Source organism: Actinomadura sp. NPDC023710, from assembly GCF_040639875.1.
Taxonomy (GTDB): domain Bacteria; phylum Actinomycetota; class Actinomycetes; order Streptosporangiales; family Streptosporangiaceae; genus Spirillospora; species Spirillospora citrea.
Window position 1 is genome coordinate 86,234 of the sequence record NZ_JBFAGB010000020.1, and the last position, 25,611, is coordinate 111,844.

Genomic DNA, 25,611 nt, shown 5'->3' on the forward strand with positions numbered 1-25,611 from the left:
CGTCGATCGAACACTGCACGACCGTCGAGGGAGTACCGCCATGCCGCTGGGCCGCCGGGTGAGCAAGGACGTCGCGGAGCCGTACGAGGCCGACCAGCGGCTGGCCGCCGAGTACGACGACCGGCTCGCGGCGGCGGGCGACGCGGAGCGGGCGCTGCGGGACGCGCAGGCGGCCGGCGCCGCCGAGCCGGAGTTGCGGGAGCTGACGGTCGCGTTCGACCGGGCGATGACGGCCGTGCTCGTCGCCGCCGAGGCGGCCGAGCGGGCCGCGATGGGCCCGAAGGTGTACTCGACGGAGGCGCAGGACGCCAAGGCGCGCCGCGCCGCCGAGATCGCCTACCGCAAGGCCAAGGCGCGCCCGGCGGTGCGCCCGTGGACGGACGAGGTCGACCGGCTGCGCACGGCGCGGGAGGCGCACCGGCTGAGCTTCAGGGTGCGGCCCACGGCGCGCGTGTGAGCTCCCGCGGACGCGTGGCGACACGGCGTCACCGGGTGGCACGGGCCACCGAACTTTGAGAGTCTGCCCTCTCTGGGGAACGCCGGGGGTGCTCGCGCCGCACGTCGCGCCAGCGTGACGGGCGCCGGCGCGTCCCGGCGGGGAGGGCACAGGGTGCTCTGGACGTTGGGGGATGTCACGTGGAGCGCACGCCGCCGGACCGGTGCCGCGTACTGGAGTCCTACCAGGACGGGGTGAAGGCGATCATCGCCCTGGCGGAGACCGTCGCGGACTGGGACGTGCCGACTCCCTGCGCCGACTGGCAACTGATCGATCTGGCGGGGCATCTGCGGTGCGTCGCGGAGAACTTCCTGGAGTACCTCCAGGACGCGCCCGACAGCCGGCTGGCGAAACTGTTCGCCCAGGACGCCGCCACGGCGGTGCTGATCAGGCAGCAGGCGCGGCAGAACGCGGCGGAGCTGGCGGTGCTGCCGCCCGAGCCCGGCCCGGAGCGGATCCTGGCGTTCGGGGTCTCGGCGGGGGCGTACGCCGACCTGATGCCCGACATGTGGGACCGGACGCATCTGATCTACCGGGGCACCAAGTACACGGTCGGCGACCACGCGGGCGCGGCGTGCGTGGAGTGGCACCTGCACGCCTGGGACATGGCCCGCGCGATCGGGACCGACTACCGGCCGCGCGACCCGGACCTGCTGGTGCCGGCCTGGCACTGGGGCGTCCCGCACCTGCCGCTGGAGCCGGGGGACGCGTGGGAGGCGGTGCTGCGCTCCTCGGGCCGCTCGCCGCGGTGGCCGGACCCCGGGGAGGGGCCCGGCCGGGCGCGGCGACGGCGTTCGGGGCGGCAGTCCGCCGTCAGACGCCCGCCGGCCTCCCCGGGCGGGCCCGCAGGTAGACCAGCCAAGTGAGAGCGCAGCACACGGCGTAGAAGGCGATGAACGCGATGTAGGCGCCGTCGCCCGTCCCGTAGGTCAGGAACGACTGCCGGAACGCGATGTTGACCAGCACGCCGCCGAACGCGCCGACGGCGCCCGCGATGCCGATCAGCGCGCCGGAGAGGCGGCGGGCCTCGTGCTCGGCGGCGTCCGGGTCCCCGCCGTCGGCGACGCCGGCCTGCGCCTTCGCCCTGAAGATCGCCGGGATCATCTTGTAGGTGGACCCGTTGCCGAGGCCGCTGAAGGCGAACAGCAGCACGAATCCGGTGAGGAACAGGGCGAGGGACCCCAGCTGCGAGGCGGTGAGCACGAGGACCGCCGAGACGGCCATCGCCACGAAGGTCCAGAAGGTGACCTTCGCGCCGCCGATCCGGTCGGCGAGCCACCCGCCGGCGGGGCGGATCAGCGACCCGAGCGCGGGGCCGAGGAACGTCAGGTAGGCGGCCTTGATCGGGGTGTCGAACTCGGCCCTGAACTGCACCTGCAGGACCTGCCCGAACGCGAAGCCGAACCCGATGAAGGACCCGAAGGTGCCGATGTAGAGCACCGACATGATCCAGGTGTGGCCGTCCCGGCAGACGTCCCGCATGGCCCGCCCGTCGTTGCGGGCGTGCGCGAGGTTGTCCATGGCGAGCGCGGCGCCGAGGGCGGCGAGGACGATGAACGGGATGTAGACGCCCGCGACGAGGCCGGGGTGGTCCTTGCCCGCGGTGGCGAGGACGGCCAGCCCGACGAGCTGGACGACGGCCACGCCGAGGTTGCCGCCGCCCGCGTTGATCCCGAGAGCCCAGCCCTTGAGCCGCTGCGGGTAGAACGCGTTGATGTTGGCCATCGAGGACGCGAAGTTGCCGCCGCCGACGCCCGCGACGGCCGCCAGGACCAGCAGCGTGGTGAACGAGACGCCGGGCTCGATGAGGACCGCGGCGAGCACCGCCGGGACGAGCAGCAGCGCGGCGCTGAAGATCGTCCAGTTGCGGCCGCCGAAGCGGGCGACGGCGAGGGTGTAGGGGATGCGCAGCGCCGATCCGACGAGCGCGGGGACGGCGGTGAGCGTGAACTTCCCGGCCGGGTCGATGCCGTAGGCGGGGCCGAGGAACAGCACCAGCACCGACCACAGCGTCCACACCGAGAACCCGATGTGCTCGGAGAAGATCGAGAACACGAGGTTGCGGCGGGCGGTCCGGGCACCGCCGGCGGCCCAGAAGGCGGGGTCCTCGGGGCGCCAGTCGTCGATCCAGCGGCCCTTCAGCGGATGGGCGCGCTCGGCGCGCGCGGCTTCGGTGGTGGCGGTCATCAGTCGGTCTCCTTGGGTCGCTCGGACGGCCCGACCGTAGGAATCCGGGGTTTCGCGCGTGTGTGACCGGTCGTACGGCAGTGATAACTCCGCTGCACAGCGTGTCCCGCCCGCTGTGAGGCGCGGGGTAGACCCGGGCGCGCCCGGGTAGGCACGGAGGGAGGCGGCGGGGGAACGGAGGCACGACGATGGGAACCTGCGAGGTCTGCGGGAACGACTACGCGATGGCGTTCGAGGTGCACGCGCAGGGCCAGGTGCACACGTTCGACTCGTTCGAGTGCGCGGTCACCAAGATGGCGCCGATCTGCGAGCACTGCCAGTGCCGCATCATGGGGCACGGCGTGGACGTGGGCGGGCATTTCTACTGCGGCGCCCACTGCGCCCGCGCCGCCGAGCCCGAACGCGCCCGCACGATCCAGGACGCGGTGCCGGTGTAGGCGGTGCCGGTGTAGGCAAGGGGTGCCGGTGTAGGGGAAGGGGTGCCGGGGCGACCGCCCGGCCCGGGCTCAGGCGCGGGCGGTCCCGAACGCCTGCTCGCGGCCGTCCTCCAGGTAGACGGCGCTGCCGGTCGCCATGGCCCGCAGGCTGGGCTCCATCCGGCGCGACACGTGCGGCGGCGCGAGTTCGGGGACCTTCTCGGGCGCCACGAGGATGTGGTCGGACAGTTCCTCGGGCGGTAGCCGGATCGCCGCGATCTCCGCGCCGGTGATGGTGCCGCCGAACACGAAGACGTTGACCGCGTCGACGCCGTCGTCGCGCGGGGACCCCCAGTCGACGCAGGCCAGCCCGTGCAGCCGGGGGACGAGGCCGAGTTCCTCCCCGCACTCGCGCACGCACGCCGACAGGGGGGACTCGTCTGCCTCGATCACCCCGCCGGGCAGGAACCAGCCCTCGCTGTAGGTGGGCTTGACCAGCAGCACCCGCCCCAGGTCGTCCAGCAGCAGGGCCGCCGCGGCGCCGCGGGCCCGCGGCAGGGAGGCGTAGTAGGCAAGGTCGGGCATGCTCCGAGGTTAAGCGTGATCACCCCGGACCGGTTCCGGCCGTCCCAGGGCGGGGGCCGCATCCGTCCGCGAGATCGCCGGGCCACCATGAATCCGTTCGACAACCGGGCAAAAGGCAACGAATGGGCCATGACAGGGATCGACAACGCTTGACACGCGTTCGTCAAGGCGTAGCGCGTCCCGGTGGGGCGGACCCCTTGACATCGGGGGGCGCACGGCGTGAACGCCATTTAACGCCGGGGTCACACCCGGGACTCGGCGGCGAAACCGGGCAGACCGAGTCTCGGCGCATGGCCGGGACTCCCACGCACTGCCCGTACTGCGCCCTGCAGTGCGGCATGACCCTGCACGACGGCGGCTCGGAACCCGTGCGGGTGACGCCGCGCGATGACGTGCCGGCCAACGCCGGCGGGCTCTGCCAGAAGGGGTGGACGGCGGCGGAGCTGCTCACCGTCCCCGACCGGCTGACCGCGCCGATGATGCGCCGGGGCCGGGCCGCGCCGCTGGAGCCGTGCGGCTGGGACGAGGCCCTCGACCGGATCACCGCCGAGACCGGGCGGCTGCGCGACCTGCACGGGCCGGACGCCGTCGCGGTGTTCGGCGGCGGCGGGCTGACCAACGAGAAGGCGTACCAGCTCGGCAAGTTCGCGCGGATCGCGCTCGGCACCTCCCAGATCGACTACAACGGGCGGTTCTGCATGTCGTCGGCCGCCGCGGCGTCCGGGCGGGCGTTCGGCATGGACCGCGGCCTGCCCGGCCCGGTCACCGACCTGGCGGCGTCCGGCGCGGTCCTGCTCGCGGGCGGCAACGTCGCCGAGACGATGCCGCCCTTCATGCGGCACCTGACGCGGATGCGCGAGGGCGGCGGCGCCCTCATCGTCGTGGACCCCCGCCGCACCGCCACCGCCCGCCAGGCCGACCTGCACCTGCAGCCGACGCCCGGGACGGACATCGCCCTCGCCAACGGGCTGCTGCACCTGGCGCTCGCCGAGGGCCTGGCCGACGAGGAGTACATCGCGGCCCGCACCACCGGGTTCGACGCCGTCCGGACGGTCGCCAACGCCTACTGGCCCGACCGCGCCGAGCGCATCACCGGCGTGCCCGTGCCGCTGATGCGCGAGGCCGTCCGGCTGCTGGCCCGGGCCGCCCGCGCCCACGTCCTCACGGCGCGGGGATCCGAGCAGCACGCCCGCGGCACCGACACCGTCAGCTCCTTCATCAACCTGGCCCTCGCGCTCGGACTGCCGGGCCGCGAGGGCTCCGGCTACGGGTGCCTGACCGGGCAGGGGAACGGGCAGGGCGGGCGCGAGCACGGCCAGAAGGCCGACCAGCTCCCCGGCTACCGCAGGATCGACGATCCGGAGGCCCGCGCGCACGTCGCCGGGGTCTGGGGCGTCGACCCCGGGGACCTGCCGGGGCCGGGACGGTCGGCCTACGAACTGCTGTCGGCGCTCGGCACCGCGGGCGGCCCGAAGGCGCTGCTGCTCTTCGGGTCCAACCCGGTCGTGTCGGCGCCCGACGCCGCGGCGGTGGAGGAGCGGCTCGCCGCGCTCGATCTGCTGGTGGTGGCCGACTTCGTGCCGTCGGAGACCGCGCGGCGCGCCGACGTCGTCCTGCCGACCGCGCAGTGGGCCGAGGAATCGGGGACGATGACGAACCTGGAGGGCCGGGTGCTGCGGCGCCGCCGCGCCGTCCGCCCGCCGGACGGCGTGCGCACCGACCTGGAGATCCTTGCCGCGCTCGCCGAGCGGCTCAAGGCGCCGGGGAAGTGGAGCACCGACCCGCGGGCGGTGTTCGGAGAGCTGCGCCGCGCCAGCGCGGGCGGCATCGCCGACTACTCCGGCATCACCTACGAGCGGATCGAGGCCGAGGGCGGGGTGTTCTGGCCCTGCCCGTCGCCGGACCACCCGGGCACGCCGAGGCCCTACCTTGACCGCTTCCCGACCCCGGACGGGCGGGCGCGTTTCGTCCCCGTCGAGCACGGCGGCGCCGCCGAGGACGTCGACGCCGACTACCCGGTGTACCTGACCACCGGGCGCGTTCTCGCGCAGTACCAGTCGGGTGCGCAGACCCGGCGCGTCCGGCCGCTGGCCGAGGCGGCGCCGGGGCCGTTCGTCGAGCTGCACCCCGACCTGGCCGGGCGCCTGGGCATCGAGGAAGGCGCCGGCGTGCGGGTGGAGAGCCGCCGGGGCGCGGCCACCGTGACCGCGCGCCTGACCGGCGCGATCCGCTCCGACACGGTCTTCATCCCGTTCCACTGGGCGGGGGAGGGCCGCGCGAACCTGCTCACCAACCCCGCGCTGGACCCGGTCTCGCGGATGCCGGAGTTCAAGGTGTGCGCCGTCCGCCTGCTGCCCCTGCCCGTCGAGGGGGACGGCGCCCCCGGCACACGGTGAGCCTCTTTTAACACGGCGGTGACAAAGGAGACCCAACCGCGAAACCGCCCCTTCCGAGTATCGGACCATCGGACAGTTCCCCGCCAGGAGGTTGCCGCGCGATGACCACGACACCCGAAGCGACGATCGTCAGGGAGCGGGCGGGCCGCCCCGCGGCCCGCTGGTTCGACATCTGCTCCTACGCCGGCCTGACCCCCGAGCGGGGCGCCTGCGCGATGGTGGACGGCACGCAGGTGGCGATCTTCCGGACCTTCGACGGCGGCCTGTACGCGCTGTCGAACCTCGACCCGTTCAGCGGCGCCTATGTGCTGTCGCGGGGGATCCTCGGCACCAGGGACGAGGCGCCGACCGTCGCGTCCCCCATGTACAAGCAGGTGTTCGACCTGCGGACCGGGGCGTGCCTGGACGACCCCCGGGTGGCGCTGCCGACCTTCCCGGTCCGCCGCTCCGGGGACCGGGTGGAGGTGGCGCTCACCGATGAGCACCGGCAGTGAGCCGCTGGCCGGGTTCGCCGTCGGCGTGACCGCGGCCCGGCGCCACGAGGAGCTCGCGACGCTGCTGGAGCGGCGGGGGGCGAGGGTCGTGCTGGCGCCCGCCATCCGCCTGGTCCCGCTCGCCGACGACGCCGAGCTGCTGGAGGCCACCCGGGCGTGCCTCGCCGGGCCGCTCGACCACGTCGTGGTCACGACCGGGATCGGGTTCCGGGCGTGGCTGGAGGCGGCCGACGGGCACGGCATGCGCGACGCCCTCATCGCCCGCCTGGCCGAGACCGACATCCTGGCGCGGGGCCCGAAGGCGCGCGGCGCGATCCGCTCGGCGGGACTGCAGGAGCGCTGGTCGCCGGACTCGGAGGAGTGCGCCGAGGTGATCCGGCACCTGCTGGACCGGGAACCGGCCGGGGCGCGCGTGGCCGTGCAGCTGTACGGGGAGCGCCAGCCGGAGCTGATCGCGGCGCTGCGCGCGGCCGGCGCCGAGGTGATCGAGATCCCGGTGTACCGGTGGTCGCGGTCCGAGGACTCCACGCAGCTGCGCCGCCTCGTCGGGCAGGCGGTCGCGGGCACGATCGACGCGATCACCTTCACCAGCGCTCCGGCCGTCGCCGCGACGCTCGCCGTCGCCGCCGAGGACGACCTCGAGGAGGCCCTGCTGGAGGCCATGCGCACCCATGTCGTGGCGGCGTGCGTCGGCCCGGTCACCGCGCAGGCCCTCACCGACCGCGGCGTCCCGACCGTGCAGCCCGAACGCGCCCGCCTCGGCGCGCTCGTACGGGCCCTGGTCGCCGACCTGCCGCGGCGCCGGTCGCGGCGGCTGTTGGTGCGGGGGTTCTCGCTGGAGCTGCGCGGGCACGCCGTCGTCCTGGACGGCCAGTTGCGGCCCATCGCCCCCGCGCCCATGGCGATCCTGCGGGCCCTCGCGCGGCGCCCCGGGCACGTGGTGTCGCGCGCGGAGCTGTGCGGGGTGCTGCCGGGCCGGCTGGCCGTCGCACCCGGGATCAGGGACGCCTGGGCGCGGGAGGCGCGGCCCCGGGAGGCCCGCCCGCAGGCCGACGAGCACGCGGTGGAGATGGCGGTGGCGCGGCTGCGGCGCGGCCTCGGCCGGCCCGGCATCGTCGAGACCGTCGTCAAGCGCGGCTACCGGCTGGCGTGCGACCCGCGGATCATCGACCGGCTCCCGGCGGGCGCCGGTGGCTGAGGCCGTCGCCGGGGCGCCCGCGCTGCTGGCGGTCGCGCACGGCACCCGGGACCCGGCGGGGCCCGCGGTGGTGCGGGCGCTGCTGGACCGGGTGCGGGCGATGCGGCCGGGCCTGCGGGTGGCCGAGGCGTACGGCGAGCTGTCCGAGCCGTCGCTGGAGGAGGCGGCGGAGGGACTGCGCGGCGGCCCGGTGGTCGTGGTCCCGCTGCTGCTGGCGCGCGGGTACCACGCGCTGGTCGACGTCCCCGGCCGGGCGGGGCGCCTGCTGCCGGGGGCGGTGACGTCCCGGCCGCTCGGCCCGGACGCGCTGCTGGCCGGGGCGCTGGCCGCCCGGCTGGCCGAGCAGGACCGGACCTCGCCGCACCGCCGGGACGCCGTCGTCCTCGGCGCGGCGGGGTCCGCCGATCCGGCGGGCGCCGCCGACGTGCGCGCGGCCGCCCGGCTGCTGGCGCGGCGGCTCGGGTGGCCCGTCCCGCACGGTTTCGTCGCGGCGGGAGGCCCGCCGCTGGACGAGGTCGTCGCGGGGCTGCGCAGGGGCGGCGCCCGCCGGATCGCCGTGGCGTCCTACCTGCTGGCGCCCGGCCGGTTCCACGACCGGATGCGGGCCTGCGGCGCCGATGTGGTCGCCGCGCCGCTCGGCGCGCACGGCGCGGCGGCCCGGCTGGTCCTGCGCCGCTACGACGAGGCCGTGCTGCCGCTCGCCATCCCGGCGCCCGTCCGCTGACCCGCCCCGTCCCGCCGGCGCCGCGGATCCGGGGCGCCCGCGAACCGGTCGTCGTGGTGGGCCAGGATCCGCAGCAGCAGCTCCTTGAACAGGTGTGTCTCGTCGGGTGACAGCGGCGCGAACAGCGCGTCGTCGAGGCGGGCGCGGTTGTCCAGGCACGCGCCGAGGAACAGCCGCCCGTCCTCGGTGGCGTCCAGCGCGTACCGGCGCCGGTCCTCGGGGGCGCGGCGGCGCAGGACGTGGCCCGCCCTCTCCAGCGCGTCCACGATGCCGACGAGGTCGCCGGCGTCCATGCGCAGCCGTTCGGCGACCTGCCGCTGCGACAGCGGCCCCTGCCGTGCCACGCACGACAGCACCAGCAGATGGGGCAGCCCCGGCTGGTCGGGGAACATCCGGGCGGAGGTGCGCCGCACGAGCCGCCCGGTCTCGAACAGCAGGTAGGTGGGCGACGCGCACAGGGGATCGGGCCGGTCCTCCACGACTGCTCCCTCGGGGTCCTTGGCAGGTCCTTTTTCTCTTGACCTGAGAAATAGGTTATCCCTACCGTTGGATAGCCCAAAATATGGGTGTTTACTCCATCGCGGAGGGAGGCCCCCATGCCGGACGGGGGACCGGCCGTCGAGGTCGACGGCCTGACCAAGAGGTTCGGCGACGTGGAGGCCGTGCGGGGGATCGACTTCACCGTGCGGCCAGGGGAGATCTTCGGATTCCTCGGCCCGAACGGCGCGGGCAAGTCCACGACGATCAACATGCTGTGCACGCTGCTGCGCCCGAGCGGAGGCAGCGCGCGGGTCGCCGGCCACGACGTGGCGCGCGAGCGCGACGACGTCCGCCGCAACATCGGGCTGGTGTTCCAGGACCCGACGCTCGACGGCTACCTGTCGGGCGAGCAGAACCTGCGATTCCACGCCGAGCTGTACGGGGTGCCGCGCTCGCTGACGGCCGACCGGATCCGGCAGGTGCTGGAGATGGTCAACCTGTGGGACCGGCGCCGCGACCTGGTGCAGACCTACTCCGGCGGGATGAAGCGCCGCCTGGAGATCGCGCGCGGTCTGCTGCACTCCCCGCGGGTGCTGTTCCTGGACGAGCCGACCGTCGGCCTGGACCCGCAGACCCGCGCGTCGATCTGGGAGTACATCCGGCAGCTGCAGGCGGCCGAGGAGATCACGATCTTCATGACGACGCACTACATGGACGAGGCCGAGTTCTGCGAGCGCATCGCGATCATGGACTCGGGGCGGATCGTGGCGCTGGACACCCCCGAGGCGCTCAAGGCCGGCGTCGGCAAGGACCGGATCCGCATCCAGACCGCCGACGACGAGGCCGCGATCGCCGCGCTGAGGGACCGGTTCGGGCTGGAGGCGGTCGTGTCGGAGGGCGCGGTCGCGTTCTCGGTGGCCTCCGGGGAGGCGTTCGTCCCGCGGCTGTTCGCCGAGTTGGGCGTCCCGATCAGGTCGGTGAACGTGGCGCGGCCGTCCCTGGACGATGTGTTCATGTCCTACACCGGCACCACGATCCGCGACGCCGAGGCCTCGGCGAGCGACGGGATGCGCGTCGCGATGCGCGCGATGAGGAGGTGACGATGGCGAACACGGCCGAAAGGGCGGCGGGCGCCGGGGTCGTCCGGGTCAGGGTGCCCGAGCGCGGCCTGCGGCAGGACCTGCGCGCCGTGAAGATCGTCCTGCACCGGGAGCTCATCCGGTTCTGGCGCGACAAGCTGCGGATGGTGTCCGGGCTCGTCCAGCCGGTGCTGTGGCTGCTGGTCATGGGCACCGGGCTGTCCAACCTGATGGCCAGCGGCGGCGGCCCCGCAGGGACCGTCGACCTGAAGACCTTCATCTTCCCCGGCGTGTGCGCGATGTCGGTGATGTTCACCGCGATGTTCTCCGCCGGGTCGATCGTGTGGGACCGCGAGTTCGGGTTCCTGCGCGAGATGCTCGTCGCCCCGGTGAGCCGCGGCGCCATCGTCGTCGGCAAGTGCATCGGCGGCGCCCTGGTGGCGACCCTGCAGGGCGCGGTGATCGTGCTGCTGGCGGGTCTCGCCGGGGTCCCCTACGACCCGGGACTGCTGCTGGAGCTGCTCGGGCTGATGTTCATCGGGGCGTTCGCGCTCACCGGGTTCGGCGTCATGATGGCCGCGCGGATCACCAGCATGCAGTCGTTCTTCGGCCTCATGCAGATGGCGATGATGCCGATGATGTTCCTGTCCGGCGCCCTCTACCCGCTGAGCGGGCTCCCCGCGTGGCTGACCGTGCTGACCCGGTTCAACCCGCTCACCTACGCCGTCGACCCGCTGCGGCACGCGGTGTTCTCCCACCTGGACGTCTCGCCGCAGCTGATGCGGACGTTCGACCCGGGCGTCACCTGGGGCGGCTGGGTGGTCCCGATCTGGCTGGAGATCCTCCTCGTCCTCGGCATGGGCGTGGGGCTGATGGGCGTGGCCATCCTGGAGTTCCGCCGCGCCGACTGAGAAAACGCCGCCGTCACCCACCGTGATGAAGGATACTGACCGCGTGCGCGAACGCAGCGCGCTCGGTCGGATGCGAAGGGTGACAGCAGACAACGTGAACGGGCACAGGACGATATGGCGCGGGGCGGCGGCGACGGCCGCCGTCCTGGCGGCGGTGGCGGGCGCGGCGACCCTGGACGGACCGGTCCGCGCGGCGGCCGCGGACAAGGCCCGGCCGGCGGCCGCGGCGCCGGGGCTGCGGATCACGCGGTTCCTGGGGGAGCGGCGCCTGCCGCACATGGCGAAGTTCAGGGGCACCACGGTCGGCGGGCTGTCGGGCATCGACCGCGACCCGCGCACCGGGACCTGGTACCTGGTCTCCGACGACCGGTGGCGCTACGACCCGGCCCGGTTCTACACCGGCCGCCTGGCCATCGACCCCGCCACCGGCGCGTTCACCGGCGTCAGGATCACCGGGGTGTCCACGCTGCGGGGCCCGGACGGCCACCCCTATCCCGCGTTCGGCAAACCGGGGTCGGTCGATCCGGAGACGATCCGTTTCGACGCTCGGTCCCGGCGCGTCCTGTGGGGCAACGAGGGCGACCGCCCGGACGAGACCCACGAGGGGATCCCCCTGGCGCCGATGTCGCTGCGGTGGGCGGGGCGGGACGGCCGGTACGCCGGCGCCCTGCCCCTTCCGCCGTCGCTGCGGCTGACCGCCGAGCACCGGGGGCCGCGCCGCAACGCCGGCTTCGAGGCGCTGACGCTCACCCCGCACGGCATCGCCGCGATGGTCGAAGGCCCCCGGTACGAGGACGGGGAGCCGCCGACCGTCCGGCACGGCGCCACGACCCGCCTCACCCTGTGGGACCGCGCCGGACGCGTGGCCGCCCAGTACGCCTACCCCGTCGACCGGCTCCCGGCCGCGCCGAAGCCGCCCACCGGCGCCGCCGACAGCGGCGTCTCGGAGATCCTCGCCGCCGGCGACCACCGGTTCCTGGCGCTGGAGCGGTCCTGGCTCGAAGGCGTCGGATACAAGGTCCGGCTGTACGAGTTCGACGTGAGGGGCGCCACGGACGTGCTGCGCCGCGACGGCCTCGCCCAGGGCGGGCGGTTCCGCCCGGCGCGCAAGCGCCTCGTCGCCGACCTCGGCCGCTACGCCGACCCCACGCAGAACCTGGAGGCGCTGGCGTGGGGGCCGCGCCTGAGGTCGGGGGAGTGCACGCTGGTGGTCGGCTCCGACGACAACTTCGACCAGAGCGAGGCCACCCAGTTCCTGGCGTTCGCCGCCCGGGGCTGCTGACCGCCGCCGCGCGATGCGAAAGGGCCCGCGGGACCGTGACGGTCCCGCGGGCCCTTCGCGTGCCGGGCCGGGTGCCGGGTCAGACGGCGAAGTCCAGCAGCGGGCGGGCGTTGCTGGGGTGCCGCAGCTTGGACAGCGACTCCTTCTCCAGCTGCCGGATCCGCTCGCGGGTCAGGCCGAGGGCCTTGCCGATCTCGTCCAGCGTGCGCGGCGTCCCATCGTACAGCCCGAACCGCATCGCCATGATCTTGGCTTCGCGCGGGGACAGGATGTCGAGGGTGCGGCGCAGCTGGTCGGCCATGAGCTGGCGGTCCACCAGCTCCGACGCCTCGGGGCTGTCGGTGTCCTCGATGAGGTCGCCGATGCGGGTCTCGCCGTCCTCGCCGATGGTGGAGTCCAGGCTGATCGGCTGGCGGCTGGTGCGCAGCAGCTCGCGGACCTGCTCGGGGCTCTTGTCCAGCTCGGCGGCCAGTTCCTCGGGGGTGGGCTCGCGGCCGAGGCGCTGGTGCATGTCGCGCTCGACGCGGCTCAGCTTGCTGAGCATCTCCAGGACGTGCACGGGCAGCCGGATCGTGCGGGCCGAGTCGGCGAAGCCGCGCTGGATCGCCTGCCGGATCCACCACATCGCGTAGGTGGAGAACTTGTAGCCCTTGGAGTAGTCGAACTTCTCCACGGCGCGGATCAGGCCGAGGTTGCCCTCCTGGACGACGTCCAGCAGCGACAGGCCGCGGTCGGAGTACTTCTTGGCGACCGACACCACGAGCCGGAGGTTGGCCTCCAGCATGTGGGCCTTGGCGCGGCGGCCGTCGGCGGCGACCCACTCCAGGTCGGCGCGCACGGCGGGGGAGAGGTCCTCGCTCTCCAGCTTGTGCTCGGCGTACAGGCCGGCCTCGATGCGCTTGGCGAGGTCGACCTCCTGCTCGGCGGTGAGGAGCTGGCGGCGCCCGATGGCCTTGAGGTAGGTGTGGACGGAGTCGCCCATCGTGGTCGACTGGTCGTCCAGGTCCGCGGAGGTCTCCTCGGCCTCGACCTCGGTGACCTCGAACCCCTCGTCGACCGCGGCGTCCGCCTGGCCGCCCGGCCGCGTCACCCTGCCGGTGGACTTGGCGGTGCTCCTGGCGGCGCCCCTGCGGGCGGCGCGCTTCCTGGCGCCCGGGGCGGCGGAGGTGTCCTGGGCGGTCTCCCCGCCGGCGTGGTCGGCGGCCGCGGCCATCTTGCGGACGGCGTCGGACTCGCCCGCCAGGCTGATGCCGGCCTCGGACAGCTCGCGCAGGATGGAGCGGCCCTGGGCCGGGCTGATCCCGGCGGTCTCGAAGGCCCCCCTCACCTCGTCGAGCGAGAGGCGCCCGTGGGCGCGGCCACGCTTCAGGAGGTCGTTGAGCGCGGGGCTCGGCGACTCCGTGAGCGGGGTCTCGACGGCGCTTCGCGGCATGAGGACACCCCCCTCCCTTCGGTGTGTGAGTGCGGCGCGGATTGTGTTCGCTCGTGGCGCACGCACTTAACGGAACGTCCCAGGACGGGCCTGTTGTTCCCGGCTCCGTCGCCGGGCGGCGCTCCGCCGGGGGATCGTGGAGGAGCGATCCAGACGGTCGTGGTGCCCACGGCCAGCGGTTTCACACCGCCTGAACCGGTCTGTTTCGACCTTACTTCGTAAAGACCCGGGGCCGTGGCAACGTGAGAAAGCCCACTACGTCTCCGAGTCCCTCGGCCTCAATGTCCGACCATAACGCGCGATGACCCGTTCGCGCAGCTCAGGGTCGTCGCGGGGGACGGGTTCGAGGAACACCTCGTCGATCTCCATGTGGGCGTCGCGCAGTTCGCGGGCCATCCGGACGCAGGCGCGCTCGACCTCGGCGGCGGTGAGGGAGTCGCGGAAGTCGAGCCGGGCGCAGACCAGGACGCGGTCGGCGCCGAAGGTCACGGTGACGATGTCCACGACCCACTCCACCTCGTCCGCGCGGCCGAGGCGCGCGCGGACGTCGGCGACGATCCGGGGGTCGGCCTGCGAGCCGGTCAGCAGGTTCAGGTTGATCCGGCCGAGGAGGAGCGCGACGGCGGTCAGCAGGACGCCGATGAGCAGGGATCCCACGCCGTCCCAGACCGCCGACCCGGTGAGCTGGTGCAGGCCCAGGCCGCCGAACGCGATGACCAGGCCGACGAGGGCCGCCGAGTCCTCCAGCAGGACGCTGACCGAGGTGGGCTCGTCGGTGCGGCGGATGTAGGCGCGCAGCGGCAGGTCCTCCGCCCGCGCGGCCGCCCGGACCTGCCGGACGGCCTGCTGCCACGAGACCGCCTCCAGCGCGAACGCCACGGCGAGCACGAGGTACCCGACGATCGCGCCGGTCTCGGCGGCCCTGCGGTGCCCGGTGAGCGTCTCGATGCCCTGGTAGTAGGAGAACAGCGCGCCCATACCGAAGATCGCGACGGCGACGAGCAGGGTCCAGATGTAGCGCTCCTTGCCGTGGCCGAGCGGGTGGCGGCGGTCGGCGGGCCGCCCGCTGCGGCGCAGCCCCACCAGCAGCAGCACCTCGTTGAAGGTGTCGGCGATCGAGTGCGCGGCCTCCGCCGCCATCGACGCCGACCCGGTGATCAGCGCGGCGACGACCTTGGCGATGGCGATGCCGAGGTTGGCGGCGAACGCGAGGGCGACGGTCAGGAGGCTCTCGTCCTGCGGTCCGCCGCCGTCCCGCCGCCCTGCGGTCCGCCCGCCGCTCTGTGCCGCCATGGTCCGTCCCCTGCCCAGGTGGTCGCCGTGCCATGCGCCGCGAGGGCGGAGACGCGCCCGCGCTGCGCCGCCGTCAGGACGCGGGGGCGCGCAGCCGGGCCCGGTCGGGCTTCCCCGACGCCAGCAGCGGGATCGACTCCACCAGCTCCAGCTCGCGCGGCGCCGCGTACGGGGGCATCGTCTCGCGGACGAACGCGCGCAGCTCGGTCAGCTCCGGCAGGCCGGAGGCGGCGGGGACGACGACGGCGGTGACCCGCTCGCCCCACTCGGGGTCGGGGCGGCCGACCACGACGACGTCGCGGACCTTCGGGTGGCGCGACAGCGCGGTGGCGATCTCGCCCGCGACGACCTTCTCCCCGCCGGTGTTGATCACGTCGTCGAGGCGGCCGCGGACGCGGAGCCGGCCGCCCTCGATCGCGCCGAGGTCCTGGGTGAGGAACCAGTCGCCGTCCCGGACCCCGGCGGTCGGTCCGGGGCGCAGCCGGTAGCCGGTGAACAGCGAGGGGCCGGCGAGGCGGATCCGGCCGCCGTCGCCGAGAGCGACGCGCATGCCGTCCAGCGGCGTGCCGTCGTAGACGCAGCCGCCGCAGGTCTCGCTCATCCCGTAGGTGGTGAACACGCGGGCCCCCCGCCCGCGCGCCTCGGCCAGCAGGCCGGGCGAGGCGGCGGCGCCGCCGAGGACGATCGCGCCGAGCCGCGACAGGTCGGCGCCGGCGTCCAGCAGCCGGCGCAGCTGCGTGGGGACGAGCGAGACGTGGAACCCCTCGGCGGCCGCGACGGCGGCGGCGTCGAAGCGGGGGGCGATGCAGGGGTCGGTGCCGGCGACGAGGGAGCGGACGAGGACCTGGACGCCGGAGATGTGGCTGGTGGGCAGGCAGCACAGCCACCGGTCACCGGGACCGGCCTCGATGCGGGCGAGGGTGCCGGCGGCGGAGTGGCGCAGCGCGCCGGCCGACAGCTCGACGAACTTGGGGGCGCCGGTGGAGCCGGACGTGGCGATGAGCACGGCCGTGTCGGCCTCGGCCGGTGCGCGCCCGCCACCGGGGGAGTGCGCGACGATGCCGTCGGCCGTCTCGATCGCGTCCGGCGCCAGCGCGTCCAGGAGCCCGCGCAGCGCGGCCTCGGGCAGGTCCGGCGGCAGGGGGCAGATCGCCGGGCCGCCGTCGAGGGCGCCGGCCAGGGCGTCCAGCAGGCGGGGGCCGGGCGGCAGGACGACGGCGTGCAGCGGGCGATCCATGATCTCATCAGCGTAGACGACCCCGCTGAACGCGTTCAAACGCGGGGCCGGTTGAATGGTGCCGAGCGCCGCGCCCCGGCCGTGGCGCGGTCGCCCGACGGAGAGGAAGACATGGTCTCGGAGCTGTTCGACGCGGACGCCTGGAAAGAGGTCGAGGGGTTCGGCTTCACCGACATCACCTACCACCGGGCCGTCGACCACGGGACGGTCCGGGTGGCGTTCAACCGTCCGGAGGTGCGCAACGCGTTCCGTCCCCACACGGTGGACGAGCTGTACCGTGCGCTGGACCACGCGCGGATGTCCAGCGACATCGGCTGCGTGCTGCTGACGGGCAACGGGCCGTCGCCGAAGGACGGCGGCTGGGCGTTCTGCTCGGGCGGGGACCAGCGGATCCGCGGCAGGGACGGCTACCGGTACGCCGAGGGCGAGACGTCGGACACGATCGACCCGGCGCGGGCGGGGCGGCTGCACATCCTGGAGGTGCAGCGGCTGATCCGCTTCATGGGCAAGGTCGTCATCTGCGTGGTGCCGGGCTGGGCGGCCGGGGGCGGGCACAGCCTGCACGTGGTGTGCGACCTCACCCTCGCCAGCCGGGAGCACGCGCGGTTCAAGCAGACGGACGCGGACGTGGCGAGCTTCGACGGCGGCTTCGGGTCGGCGTACCTGGCGCGGCAGGTGGGGCAGAAGTTCGCCCGGGAGATCTTCTTCCTGGGCGACGACTACGACGCCGAGGCCGCGCACCGGATGGGCATGGTGAACGCCGTCGTCCCGCACGCCGAGCTCGAGGCGACGGCGCTGGAGTGGGCGCGGAAGGTCAACGGCAAGAGCCCGACGGCGCAGCGGATGCTGAAGTACGCGTTCAACCTCGTCGACGACGGTCTCGTGGGGCAGCAGGTGTTCGCCGGGGAGGCGACGCGCCTGGCCTACGGCACCGACGAGGCCGCCGAGGGGCGGGACTCGTTCCTGGAGAAGCGCGAACCCGATTGGTCGCGTTTCCCGTGGTACTACTAAGACCCGGGCGCGATTGGGGACGTGGGGCGCGGCATTCGTGACGCTCTGACCTGCTTCGCCACGTTGAGCGGCGTGGCGCCCCGCCCTGCGGGGAAGGGGAGCCCGTCAGTGCTCGCTGAGCCTGCCGCGGCGGCCCTCGGGACCAGCGCCGCGCCGCCCTCCACGGCCTCCCGCGCGTCGGTCTCGATCGCAGCGAACATGTCGTCAAGGTGCCGGACCCGGAGCCTGTCGGGCTCGATGTGCCCGAGATGCGGTTGCCCGCAAGAAGGTTGAGGACCTCGTCTACGTCCGGCAAGTCCGCGGCCACGTACCCAGTGCCGTCACGCCGCCCCTAGATCGCGCGGGCATGCGGGTGCGCTCTCGGATCCTTCCCGACGTACACGACGCGGCCGTCCCCGGTCGTCTCGCCAAGGATCTCGTGGACGTTGTTGCCGGACTGCGTCTTCGGTTCCCCGCGCCTAGGCCGAGGATCGGCCGGATGCCTCGCCCGGCCATGTACCGCACGACACGCTGAAGGAAGTGGGCGTTGGCGACGGCGTCGGGTGCGATGCCCGGCCACTTCTCCTCGAAGGAGAGCACGGTGAGCCGGTCGGTGCGGGTGCTGTCGTCGCCGGGGAGAAGTCGTAGGCGCCAGCAAGGGAGAGTTTGGTGGGGCCCACGTCCCGTCGGGCATCGTCATCCATGACAGATCGTCTACATCTGACCCACAGCCAGATTCCAGGGCAGATCGTCTATCTGCCCTGGAATCTCAACGGATGAAGCCGTTCACCACCATCGGCAGCGACGCGTCCAGGCCCGCCATGTTCAGCACGCCCTCGTCGCGGGGGTCACCGATGCGGTGCCCGTTCGCAGCCATCGCCGCCACCACGACCCGCACGTCGCTGTTCACGGCCTGCCGGTAGGCGGTGAGCGCCTGCGACGGATGCTGACGGCCTGCCCACGTCTCGTTGTCGGTGAACACGACCACCCCGTCGACATTGAGACGCTGCTGCTGCGCCCACTGGAACGGCAGCGAGAGGTCCGTGCCGCCACCCGACGGCCGCCACTGGGAGATCTCCCGCAGGTTCGTCCGCTTCGTCACCCGGGATGCGTGGACGCTGGTGTCGACGTCGATGACGTGAGCGTTGGACCCTTCGATCCGGTTCAGGATGACCGCCATCGCGTTCGCGACCTCATAGCAGGACCCGAGCGACGCACCACCCGAGGTGATGCGGTGGTAGCTCATGGACCCCGACGAGTCGACCGCGATCAGCAGGCGCCGACCGGACGGCTCCAGGTGCCCGAACGACAGCTCGTACGCCTCCTCGAGCGCGTCGACGATTGCGGGCACCGGCGTCCAGTGCTGCACGTCGGCGCGCGGGTTCGGACACGCGTGGCCGCCCCCGTAAACGCGCAGGGCGAGGAACAGGTCCATCGGGTGGATCCGCGCCTTCGCGAGCGCGTCGGCGTTCGTGAGCCGCTCGGTGGCGCGCCGGGTCGCGTCCCCCATCGGGGTCAGCGTCCCGATCCGCGTCATCCGGGACAGGTTCCGGATCAGTGCGGTCATCCCGATCGTGTCGACGAGCTCGCCCCACACGCCCGCGTCGGTGAGAACCGCGTCGGGGAGGAACTCCCACGGCACGCCACGGTCCTGCACGACGTCGATCGCGTCGGCCACGCTGGTGACAGCCTGCGCCGCCAGGAACGCGTCCACCGCGGGCACCAGCGCGCGGGCGTCCCCGTCAGAGACATTCCCGGCGATCCACCCGAACAGGGCTCGCCGCGCCGGGGAGTCCGCCTTGGGGTGCGCGATGCGGAGAGCATCCCGCAGCGCGAACCCCTCACCCGCGGGGGTCTTGCGCTGCCGTGCCTTGCACACCCGCCACGCGACCTGGTCGACGTCGCCGTTGAGGAACCACGACGCGAGCGCAGTCCGCATCGCCCGCCCGATCACCGGCGCCGTCCCGTTACCAGTGGCCTTACCGCCGAGGTTCTTCCAGTACCCGAAGAACGACGCGAAGTGGTCCGTGGTCCGTGCGACCTTCGCCAGCGACGCCTTCACGGCCTGCCGGGTGTCCGCGTCACCACGAGCCGCCGCAGCGGCGAGGACGAACAGCGCGGGACGGTTCTTCGGAGCCCGCGGCGGACGCGCCGTGGAGATCTCCGTCGCGAAATCCACAACACGGACACCGTCCGCGGCGATCGCGTCGAACACGACCTGTGCGTTGTCGGCGGTGAGCTTGTCCTCGCCGACGTAGTAGGTGCCGCCGGTGGTGCCGAGGATGAGGAAGTCCTCCAGCCGGGTCCACAGGTCCTTCGCGAACCCGTAGCCGCCGGCGTTGTTGCGGACCTGCTCGGTTTCGCGGCCGGGGATCGGCTGGTTCTGCGGCGTCCGGATGGTGGAGATCGACGCGAGAGGATCACGGGCCATCATGGGCCTCCAGGGGTTTCGACCCGCCTCAGGGGCGGATGTGGGGGAGGAGCCGGCGCGTGGGGGAGGGCGGATGTGGTGGTGCCCACCGGGTTTTTAGTCCAATGCTCTGCCTGGCTGAGCTACCACCCGACATTGTCGGCTGGGCAGGATTTGAACCTGCGACCCTCGGATCCGGATAACCGACGGGCTTCGACCCGCCCTCCCCTGTACGTCCTGCTCGACCCGTAGGGCCGGGCGCTCGCACGGATGTGTGAATGACCACCGGGGAATCCGTCTAAGGTAACCGATGGTCTTCGACCCGTGCGGGCACCGGGCCCGACGCGTTGATCAGAAGGTAACCCGTTCCAGAACCGTGCGCACCTTGATATTGGCAGGACTGCTCGCGTGCGCCTTTCCGCAGCGAGCCGGTCGTCCACGGTGCCCCGCCACGGGTGGCCCTGTAGCTGATCGGCGAGACTCCACCGCTCCGCACGCGCCCGCTTCAACTCGCGGTACTCCGCCTCCGACGCCTGCGCCGTGCAGGCACCACGTCCAGACGTGCTGATCCCGATCGCGGTCTTCTACATCCCCATGCGGTACGCCGGCAGCGTCGCCTTGGCGATGCCTGACACCGGCCCTTCCGGGATCTACGCCCGCCTCGCCGACCGCGGTTACGGCCCGGTTCGCTTCGACGAGGACATCGAGGTCCGCGGTCGCCCACAGTGGAAGAGCAGAAGCGCCTCTCATACGGCTGGGCGGCAGGACCCGTGAACGGCTGGCGGGACCCCGGCCGTCAGGACCCGTGACGGACATAACCTACTTGATTAGCCACACCGACGAATGCGTCGGACTGATCGCGCTGGATATCAAGAAAGGGGCCCGGCTCGCCGGGCCCCTTCAAGTGGTGCCCGGCAGGCCGGACACCTCAGGTGGTCACCGCCGCCTTCTAGCGGCGATGCGGTTGGCGATCATGGTGCTGATGCCGATGCTGAGCAGTACAACGCCGTAACCGACGGTGTAGTAGTTCAGGATGCGGTCGTCGACGGTCTCTCCACAGGCGACCACCAGACCGATGCCCCCGCACAGGCACAGGACGAAGACCGCGGCGTCACGCCTCATGCGGCTTCCGACCAGGCCCCCGATGAGGCCACCGGCGAAACCGGCGATGGCCCCGGTGCGGATGGGGAACCTGGCGCCGCGGATGGTGAAGGCGGTGGTCAGGTCCGAGTCCCAGATGCCGAGCGCCAGAGCCATGACGAGGACTCCGAAGAGCGCCCCGCCGATGCCGAAGGCAACGCTGGTGAGTGCCGACTTGTGCATGGTCTCTCCTTTGGTGACTTCCCATCGCGATGACGGGAAACAGTGGAGACCGTCCTGTATTAAGGCGCAGCGGCAAGTCGGTGGCGATGCCAGAATGGCGTCGGTACCGCTGCCTCAACCACGTATTTGGAACGCCCGCCACGCATGGGGAAGTTGCTTAGCGGTCCAGCGTGTTGGCGGGGTGCTACACAGTTCGTTCGAACTGCGGAAGCAACGAACTGAAGATGGTCGCCACGTCCTCCAGCAGGGCTAGAGCTTGATCCCTCTTCCGTACAACTTCCACTGCTGGAGTTGCTTGTTGCCGACCTGCCCACCTTGGAGGGCGGCGACGACGAGCGCGAGGGTGGCGTGCGGGCGGCGCGTCCCACCAGACGCGTAGCGAGCGCCCCATGGCGGTCTGCTCCTCTGAGATGCCGGCCGTTAAGTAGGCCATTGTGACGAAGCCGAAGAAGGCCGTGAGCAGGAGTCTGAAGGCGTGGTGGATTCTTGGCGTCCGTGGGGATCGGTGCTGAGGAGGAACACGAGTCCGCCGAAGAGGAACGCGGCGATGCCGCCGGTCAGGTTGTGAACTGAGGGCGTGGCGTGGAGTCGTTTGTGGGGCTCGCGCGCCTGCGTTGGGGATGCCGGTCTTCTGAGCCGCGCTGGTTCACTGGGACGTGTTGGGCGCCGCTCCGGTTCACCTGCCGGAGGGATGGGCCCACATCGGCCACCGTCTCCCGCAACACCTGACCCGATCACCGTGCCGCCTCTACTTTGTCGAAGCGTCCCGTTACAACGAACATGTATCCCTGGCGACGGAGGTCGTGATGAAGCCCGTTGATGTGGCCCGCCCTGGTGTACCGGCGAAGGACGATCCGCAGGTCAAGGTCGCGATGGGAGTGTGGGATGCGCTCACGTCGGACGAGCAGCGTGAGGTGTTTCAGTCGTTGTACCGGACGGTTGCCGCCTACGGCCACACGAAGGATATTGACCACCTCACCCGCTTTGCGGAGAGTGTTGACCGGATGGTTCGTCTGGAGTCAACCACCGATCTGCGTCAGCGGATCCGCGACCAGCGGAACGCGGTGCCCGAACCGGCCGACCCGGCCGACGTCGAGGATCTGCTGAGGCGCCTGGAGGGGTAGCCATGCGCCCGCTGCGGCTTACCAAGAGACGTGGGCAGTCGTAGCGGAGTGGGCGGGGGAGCAGGGCCCGGGGAACCAGCGTCTGGCATTGGAGTTCCTGCGGGCTCTGATTGATGGGTCCTGGATCGAGGAGTTCGACAACGTCCCCGCGAACACCGAGGTCGTGACGGTCTTTCTTGCTCCGCGGGTTCCGGCGTACATGACGATTCATGAGGAGCGCGGGGTAGAGCACGGCAGCGTTTTCACGATCGAGCATGACCCGGGGCCCGAGTCGTTGGACACCGGTGAGGAGCTCGGGGTGGAACCGGAGCCTGAGCCCGGTCTTGACGACGAGGGACGGCGCCCACCCGAGGGGCCGGCCGAGATGTACCCGGAGCCGAGTGAGGATGCTGACGCGTTCGCCAAGCGCCTAGAGGAGTTCCGCCGGACAAGCTAGGGGGCCGCCCGCAGGCGGAGAAGAGCAAAGATCATCGGGCCGCGTGCTGCCACCTGCGAAAACGGCGTGTTCTGGATCTTGTTAGGGACACTTCCCGGCCCACCACCTTCGCTCCACCTGGCCGAAGGCACGGGCGGTCGCCCGCAGGTCCAGGCGAGGTCGCGGTTGGGCGCTCGATGCCGAAGCGGGGGAGCCCGCAGGAGCCCGGCAGGACGGGACGGCCCTTGCCCAGGGCGGATCCGTTGACACCATCCGGCATGGCGAGGCGGCCGTATCGGGCGGGAACGGGCGGGGCCATCATCAGCCATCACCATCCGATACGTTTTCGGTGGTACTACTAAGGGTCCGAGCGCGCGGTGTGATTCGGAAATGCCGTGATGAAACGGGCAGGTCAGGGGGTCGGCGAGTGCGGGTGTACTCCATCCCGATGCGGACGCGGTTCCGTGGCGTGACGCGGCGGGAGGGCGCCCTGCTGCAGGGCCCCGCCGGCTGGGGGGAGTTCTCTCCGTTCGCCGAGTACGGGCCGGCCGAGTGCGCCCGCTGGCTGGCCGCGGCCCGCGAGGCCGCGCGGGAGGGCTGGCCGGCGCCCGTCCGCGACCGGATCCCGGTGAACGCGACGATCCCGGCGGTCGGCCCGGAGCGGGCCTTTGCGATGACGCGCGAGTCCGGCTGCCGGACCGCGAAGGTGAAGGTCGCCGAGCGCGGCCAGACCGATGCCGACGACCTGGCCCGGGTGGAGGCCGTTCGCGCGGCGATCGGCCCGGAGGGCAGGGTCCGGATCGACGCGAACGGCGCCTGGGACGTCGACCGCGCCGCCCGGATGATCCGGTCGCTGGACCGGTGGGAGCTGGAGTACGCCGAGCAGCCCTGCGCGACGCTGGAGGAGCTGGCGGCGGTGCGCCGGCGTGTGGACGTGCCGATCGCGGCGGACGAGTCGATCCGCCGCGCCGAGGACCCGTTGAAGGTGCGCGCGGCGGGCGCCGCCGACGTTGCGGTGCTGAAGGTGCAGCCCCTGGGCGGGGTCGCGGCGTCGCTGCGCGTCGCGGAGGCGTGCGGGCTGCCGGTGGTGGTGTCGAGCGCGGTGGAGACGTCGGTGGGGCTGGCGGCCGGGGTGGCGCTGGCCGCCGCGCTGCCGGAGCTGCGGTACGCCTGCGGGCTGGGGACGCTGTCGCTGCTGGAGGGCGACGTGGTGCGCGATCCGCTGCGTCCGGTCGCGGGGGAGCTCGAGGTGCGCCGGCCGGCGGTGGACGAGGAGGCGCTGCGCCGCTGGGAGGCGCCCGGCGCGTCCTGGCGGAGCCGGGCGCTGGCCGCGCAGGCCCATCTGGACGGCCCCGCGGTGGTCGAGGTGGCGCCGTGAACCCGGCGACCGCGCTGGCGAGCGTCCTGGTCGACGAGCTGCAGCGCTGCGGGATGACCGACGTGGTGCTGGCGCCGGGGTCGCGGTCGGCGCCGCTGGCGCTGGCGCTGCACGCGGCCGAGGAGGCCGGCCTCCTGCGGCTGCACGTGCGGATCGACGAGCGGTCGGCGTCGTTCCTCGGGCTGGGCATGGCGAAGCGGTCGGGGCGGCCGGTCGCGCTGGTGTGCACGTCGGGGACGGCGGCGGCGAACTTCCATCCGGCGGTGGTGGAGGCGCACGAGTCCGGCGTCCCGCTCATCGTGATCACGGCGGACCGGCCGCCGGAGCTGCGCGCCACGGGCGCGAACCAGACGATCGACCAGGTGAAGCTGTACGGGACGGCGGTGCGGTGGAGCGCCGAGATCGGCGTCCCGGAGAACCGTCCGGGAATGGTGGCGTACTGGCGGTCGCTGGTGAGCCGCGCGTGGGGGCTGGCGCAGGCGCCCGTCCCCGGGCCGGTGCACGTGAACGCGGCGTTCCGCGAGCCGCTGATCCCCGACGGTGACGAGACGTGGTGCGAGCCCCTGGACGGGGACGCGACCGGCGCGTGGACGAGGGTGCGTCCGGCGACGCCCGGGTCGGTGCTGCACGTCCCGCCGACGCGGCGCGGCGTCCTGGTGGTCGGGGACGGCGCGGTGAACGTCAAGCGGTACGTGGCGGCGGCGTCGATGGCCGGCTGGCCTGTGCTCTCCGAGCCGAACGGCAACGCCCGCTACGGCGACCACGCGTTGTCGTCGCACCACTTCCTGCTGGGCGTCCCGGAGTTCGTGGAGCGGCACCGTCCCGAGGTGGTGGTGACGCTGGGCAAGCCGGGACTGTCGCGCCCGCTGCTGTCGCTGCTGCGCCGCGCGGAGGAGCACATCGTCCTGGCGCCGGACCTGGCGCACTGGCCCGATCCGGTCCGGTCGGCGACGCAGGTGGCGCCCGAGGTCGAGATCCCGGTGGTGTCGGGCGACGACGTGTGGCTGAAGTCGTGGCGGGCGGCCGACCAGGCCGCGGCCGCTGCGGTGGACGCCGTCCTGGACGCCGTCCCGGAGGTGAGCGAGCCGCGGCTGGCCCGCGACATGGCCGCCACGCTGCCGGGCGGGTCGCTGCTGTTCACCGCGGCGAGCATGCCGATCCGCGACCTGGACCAGGTGATGCGGCCGCGGCGCGGCATCCGGATCATGGCCAACCGGGGCGCCAGCGGCATCGACGGGCTGGTGTCGTCGGCGATGGGCGCGGCGCTGGTGCACAGCGGCCGCTCCTACGCCCTGCTCGGCGACCTGGCGTTCCTGCACGACCAGAACGGCCTGATCATGGGGCCGCGGGAGCGCCGTCCCGACCTGGCGATCCTCGTGGTGAACAACCAGGGCGGCGGGATCTTCTCGCTGCTGCCGCAGGCGGCGCTGCGCGGCCCGTTCGAGCGGGTCTTCGGCACCCCGCACCAGGTGGACCTGGAGGCGGTGGCCGCCGCGCACGGCGTCCCGTACCGGCGGCTCGCCGCGGCCGCGGACCTGCCGAAGGCGCTGGCGGGGGATGGGCTGCGGATCATCGAGGCCCGCACCGACAGGGAAGCGAACGCGGCCCTGCACGCCGACCTCCGCAAGGCCGCCCAGGCGGCCGTCCGCGACGTCCTCGGCTGACCTGGAAGAACACCCGACGCAGACTCGGCCCTCCCCTTTACTTCAACCTTCAAATTACAATGTAAAGGCGCCGGGCTGGGTGCATCCCCTTCCCGCC

24 protein-coding genes are annotated in these 25,611 nt (G+C 72.9%); 16 read left to right on the forward strand and 8 right to left on the reverse strand.

Going from position 1 to position 25,611, the window contains the following annotated elements; genetic code table 11:
* Window positions 1–40 precede the first annotated feature (40 nt).
* Window positions 41–457: a plectin gene (locus AB0H37_RS23395; protein ID WP_360615094.1), complete on the forward strand. Its 417-nt coding sequence runs from the start codon at window positions 41–43 to the stop codon at window positions 455–457.
* Window positions 458–636: 179 nt separating this feature from the next.
* A complete protein-coding gene (locus AB0H37_RS23400) occupies window positions 637–1,362 on the forward strand; it encodes a maleylpyruvate isomerase N-terminal domain-containing protein (protein ID WP_179834849.1) in 726 nt (241 codons plus the stop codon).
* Here AB0H37_RS23400 and AB0H37_RS23405 read toward each other — a convergent pair.
* Entirely contained in the window at window positions 1,310–2,683 is a 1,374-nt protein-coding gene (locus tag AB0H37_RS23405) for a nitrate/nitrite transporter (RefSeq protein WP_329090911.1), read from the reverse strand. The genes AB0H37_RS23400 and AB0H37_RS23405 overlap by 53 nt on opposite strands.
* A gap of 188 nt (window positions 2,684–2,871) precedes the next feature.
* On the opposite strand from AB0H37_RS23405, the gene AB0H37_RS23410 reads away from it, so the two are divergent.
* Window positions 2,872–3,120, forward strand: coding sequence for a hypothetical protein (locus tag AB0H37_RS23410; protein ID WP_179834851.1), 249 nt, complete (start codon window positions 2,872–2,874; stop codon window positions 3,118–3,120).
* Between the two features lie 69 nt (window positions 3,121–3,189).
* Here the strand turns inward: AB0H37_RS23410 and AB0H37_RS23415 are convergent, their stop codons facing one another.
* Window positions 3,190–3,684 carry an NUDIX hydrolase gene (locus AB0H37_RS23415; protein ID WP_179834852.1) on the reverse strand — a complete coding sequence of 165 codons (495 nt, stop codon included), beginning with the start codon at window positions 3,682–3,684 and terminating at the stop codon, window positions 3,190–3,192.
* A gap of 290 nt (window positions 3,685–3,974) precedes the next feature.
* Here AB0H37_RS23415 and AB0H37_RS23420 point away from each other — a divergent pair, with 290 nt between their 5' ends.
* From AB0H37_RS23420 to AB0H37_RS23435, 4 genes are all read left to right on the forward strand, one after another.
* A complete protein-coding gene (locus AB0H37_RS23420; RefSeq protein ID WP_360615097.1) occupies window positions 3,975–6,080 on the forward strand; it encodes a molybdopterin oxidoreductase family protein in 2,106 nt (701 codons plus the stop codon).
* Between the two features lie 101 nt (window positions 6,081–6,181).
* Window positions 6,182–6,574, forward strand: a complete 393-nt coding sequence (gene nirD / locus AB0H37_RS23425; protein ID WP_179834854.1) for a nitrite reductase small subunit NirD — start codon at window positions 6,182–6,184, stop codon at window positions 6,572–6,574.
* Window positions 6,558–7,772, forward strand: coding sequence for a uroporphyrinogen-III synthase (locus tag AB0H37_RS23430; protein ID WP_360615099.1), 1,215 nt, complete (start codon window positions 6,558–6,560; stop codon window positions 7,770–7,772). Before nirD ends, AB0H37_RS23430 begins: the two co-directional genes overlap by 17 nt.
* Complete coding sequence (locus AB0H37_RS23435; protein WP_360615101.1) at window positions 7,765–8,496, forward strand: sirohydrochlorin chelatase; 732 nt, start codon at window positions 7,765–7,767, stop codon at window positions 8,494–8,496. Before AB0H37_RS23430 ends, AB0H37_RS23435 begins: the two co-directional genes overlap by 8 nt.
* Here AB0H37_RS23435 and AB0H37_RS23440 read toward each other — a convergent pair.
* Window positions 8,448–8,975 (reverse strand): MarR family transcriptional regulator, encoded by a 528-nt coding sequence (locus tag AB0H37_RS23440; RefSeq protein ID WP_360615102.1) that lies wholly within the window; start codon window positions 8,973–8,975, stop codon window positions 8,448–8,450. The two genes, AB0H37_RS23435 and AB0H37_RS23440, sit on opposite strands and share 49 nt — an antisense overlap.
* A gap of 117 nt (window positions 8,976–9,092) precedes the next feature.
* Here AB0H37_RS23440 and AB0H37_RS23445 point away from each other — a divergent pair, with 117 nt between their 5' ends.
* From AB0H37_RS23445 to AB0H37_RS23455, 3 genes are all read left to right on the forward strand, one after another.
* Entirely contained in the window at window positions 9,093–10,076 is a 984-nt protein-coding gene (locus AB0H37_RS23445; protein ID WP_329090903.1) for an ATP-binding cassette domain-containing protein, read from the forward strand.
* Between the two features lie 2 nt (window positions 10,077–10,078).
* Window positions 10,079–10,966 carry an ABC transporter permease gene (locus AB0H37_RS23450; RefSeq protein ID WP_329090901.1) on the forward strand — a complete coding sequence of 296 codons (888 nt, stop codon included), beginning with the start codon at window positions 10,079–10,081 and terminating at the stop codon, window positions 10,964–10,966.
* Between the two features lie 79 nt (window positions 10,967–11,045).
* Window positions 11,046–12,248, forward strand: coding sequence for an esterase-like activity of phytase family protein (locus tag AB0H37_RS23455; protein WP_360615105.1), 1,203 nt, complete (start codon window positions 11,046–11,048; stop codon window positions 12,246–12,248).
* A gap of 79 nt (window positions 12,249–12,327) precedes the next feature.
* Here the strand turns inward: AB0H37_RS23455 and AB0H37_RS23460 are convergent, their stop codons facing one another.
* The 3 genes from AB0H37_RS23460 to AB0H37_RS23470 all read right to left on the reverse strand — a co-directional run bounded on the left by AB0H37_RS23460 (window position 12,328) and on the right by AB0H37_RS23470 (window position 16,210).
* Window positions 12,328–13,680, reverse strand: a complete 1,353-nt coding sequence (locus AB0H37_RS23460) for a sigma-70 family RNA polymerase sigma factor (protein WP_329090898.1) — start codon at window positions 13,678–13,680, stop codon at window positions 12,328–12,330.
* Between the two features lie 255 nt (window positions 13,681–13,935).
* The gene (locus AB0H37_RS23465; protein ID WP_360615107.1) at window positions 13,936–14,973 is read right to left on the reverse strand and encodes a cation diffusion facilitator family transporter; all 1,038 of its coding nucleotides are present in this window, start codon (window positions 14,971–14,973) and stop codon (window positions 13,936–13,938) included.
* A gap of 73 nt (window positions 14,974–15,046) precedes the next feature.
* Window positions 15,047–16,210 carry an AMP-binding protein gene (locus AB0H37_RS23470; protein ID WP_360615109.1) on the reverse strand — a complete coding sequence of 388 codons (1,164 nt, stop codon included), beginning with the start codon at window positions 16,208–16,210 and terminating at the stop codon, window positions 15,047–15,049.
* A gap of 111 nt (window positions 16,211–16,321) precedes the next feature.
* Here AB0H37_RS23470 and AB0H37_RS23475 point away from each other — a divergent pair, with 111 nt between their 5' ends.
* Complete coding sequence (locus AB0H37_RS23475) at window positions 16,322–17,221, forward strand: 1,4-dihydroxy-2-naphthoyl-CoA synthase (RefSeq protein WP_179834861.1); 900 nt, start codon at window positions 16,322–16,324, stop codon at window positions 17,219–17,221.
* Window positions 17,222–17,969: 748 nt separating this feature from the next.
* Here AB0H37_RS23475 and AB0H37_RS23480 read toward each other — a convergent pair.
* The gene (locus tag AB0H37_RS23480) at window positions 17,970–19,634 is read right to left on the reverse strand and encodes a TROVE domain-containing protein (protein ID WP_360615111.1); all 1,665 of its coding nucleotides are present in this window, start codon (window positions 19,632–19,634) and stop codon (window positions 17,970–17,972) included.
* A gap of 537 nt (window positions 19,635–20,171) precedes the next feature.
* On the opposite strand from AB0H37_RS23480, the gene AB0H37_RS23485 reads away from it, so the two are divergent.
* Entirely contained in the window at window positions 20,172–20,384 is a 213-nt protein-coding gene (locus AB0H37_RS23485; protein WP_360615113.1) for a hypothetical protein, read from the forward strand.
* 162 nt (window positions 20,385–20,546) lie between these two features.
* On the opposite strand, the gene AB0H37_RS23490 is transcribed toward AB0H37_RS23485, so the two are convergent.
* On the reverse strand, window positions 20,547–20,933 hold the full coding sequence (locus AB0H37_RS23490) for a hypothetical protein (protein ID WP_329090888.1): 387 nt from the start codon (window positions 20,931–20,933) through the stop codon (window positions 20,547–20,549).
* A gap of 806 nt (window positions 20,934–21,739) precedes the next feature.
* On the opposite strand from AB0H37_RS23490, the gene AB0H37_RS23495 reads away from it, so the two are divergent.
* From AB0H37_RS23495 to menD, 4 genes are all read left to right on the forward strand, one after another.
* Window positions 21,740–22,057, forward strand: a complete 318-nt coding sequence (locus tag AB0H37_RS23495) for a hypothetical protein (RefSeq protein WP_360615115.1) — start codon at window positions 21,740–21,742, stop codon at window positions 22,055–22,057.
* Window positions 22,058–22,145: 88 nt separating this feature from the next.
* The gene (locus AB0H37_RS23500; RefSeq protein ID WP_360615116.1) at window positions 22,146–22,493 is read left to right on the forward strand and encodes a hypothetical protein; all 348 of its coding nucleotides are present in this window, start codon (window positions 22,146–22,148) and stop codon (window positions 22,491–22,493) included.
* 406 nt (window positions 22,494–22,899) lie between these two features.
* Complete coding sequence (locus AB0H37_RS23505) at window positions 22,900–23,850, forward strand: o-succinylbenzoate synthase (RefSeq protein WP_179834870.1); 951 nt, start codon at window positions 22,900–22,902, stop codon at window positions 23,848–23,850.
* The gene (gene menD, locus AB0H37_RS23510; protein WP_360615119.1) at window positions 23,847–25,514 is read left to right on the forward strand and encodes a 2-succinyl-5-enolpyruvyl-6-hydroxy-3-cyclohexene-1-carboxylic-acid synthase; all 1,668 of its coding nucleotides are present in this window, start codon (window positions 23,847–23,849) and stop codon (window positions 25,512–25,514) included. Before AB0H37_RS23505 ends, menD begins: the two co-directional genes overlap by 4 nt.
* The last annotated feature ends 97 nt before the right edge of the window (window positions 25,515–25,611 follow it).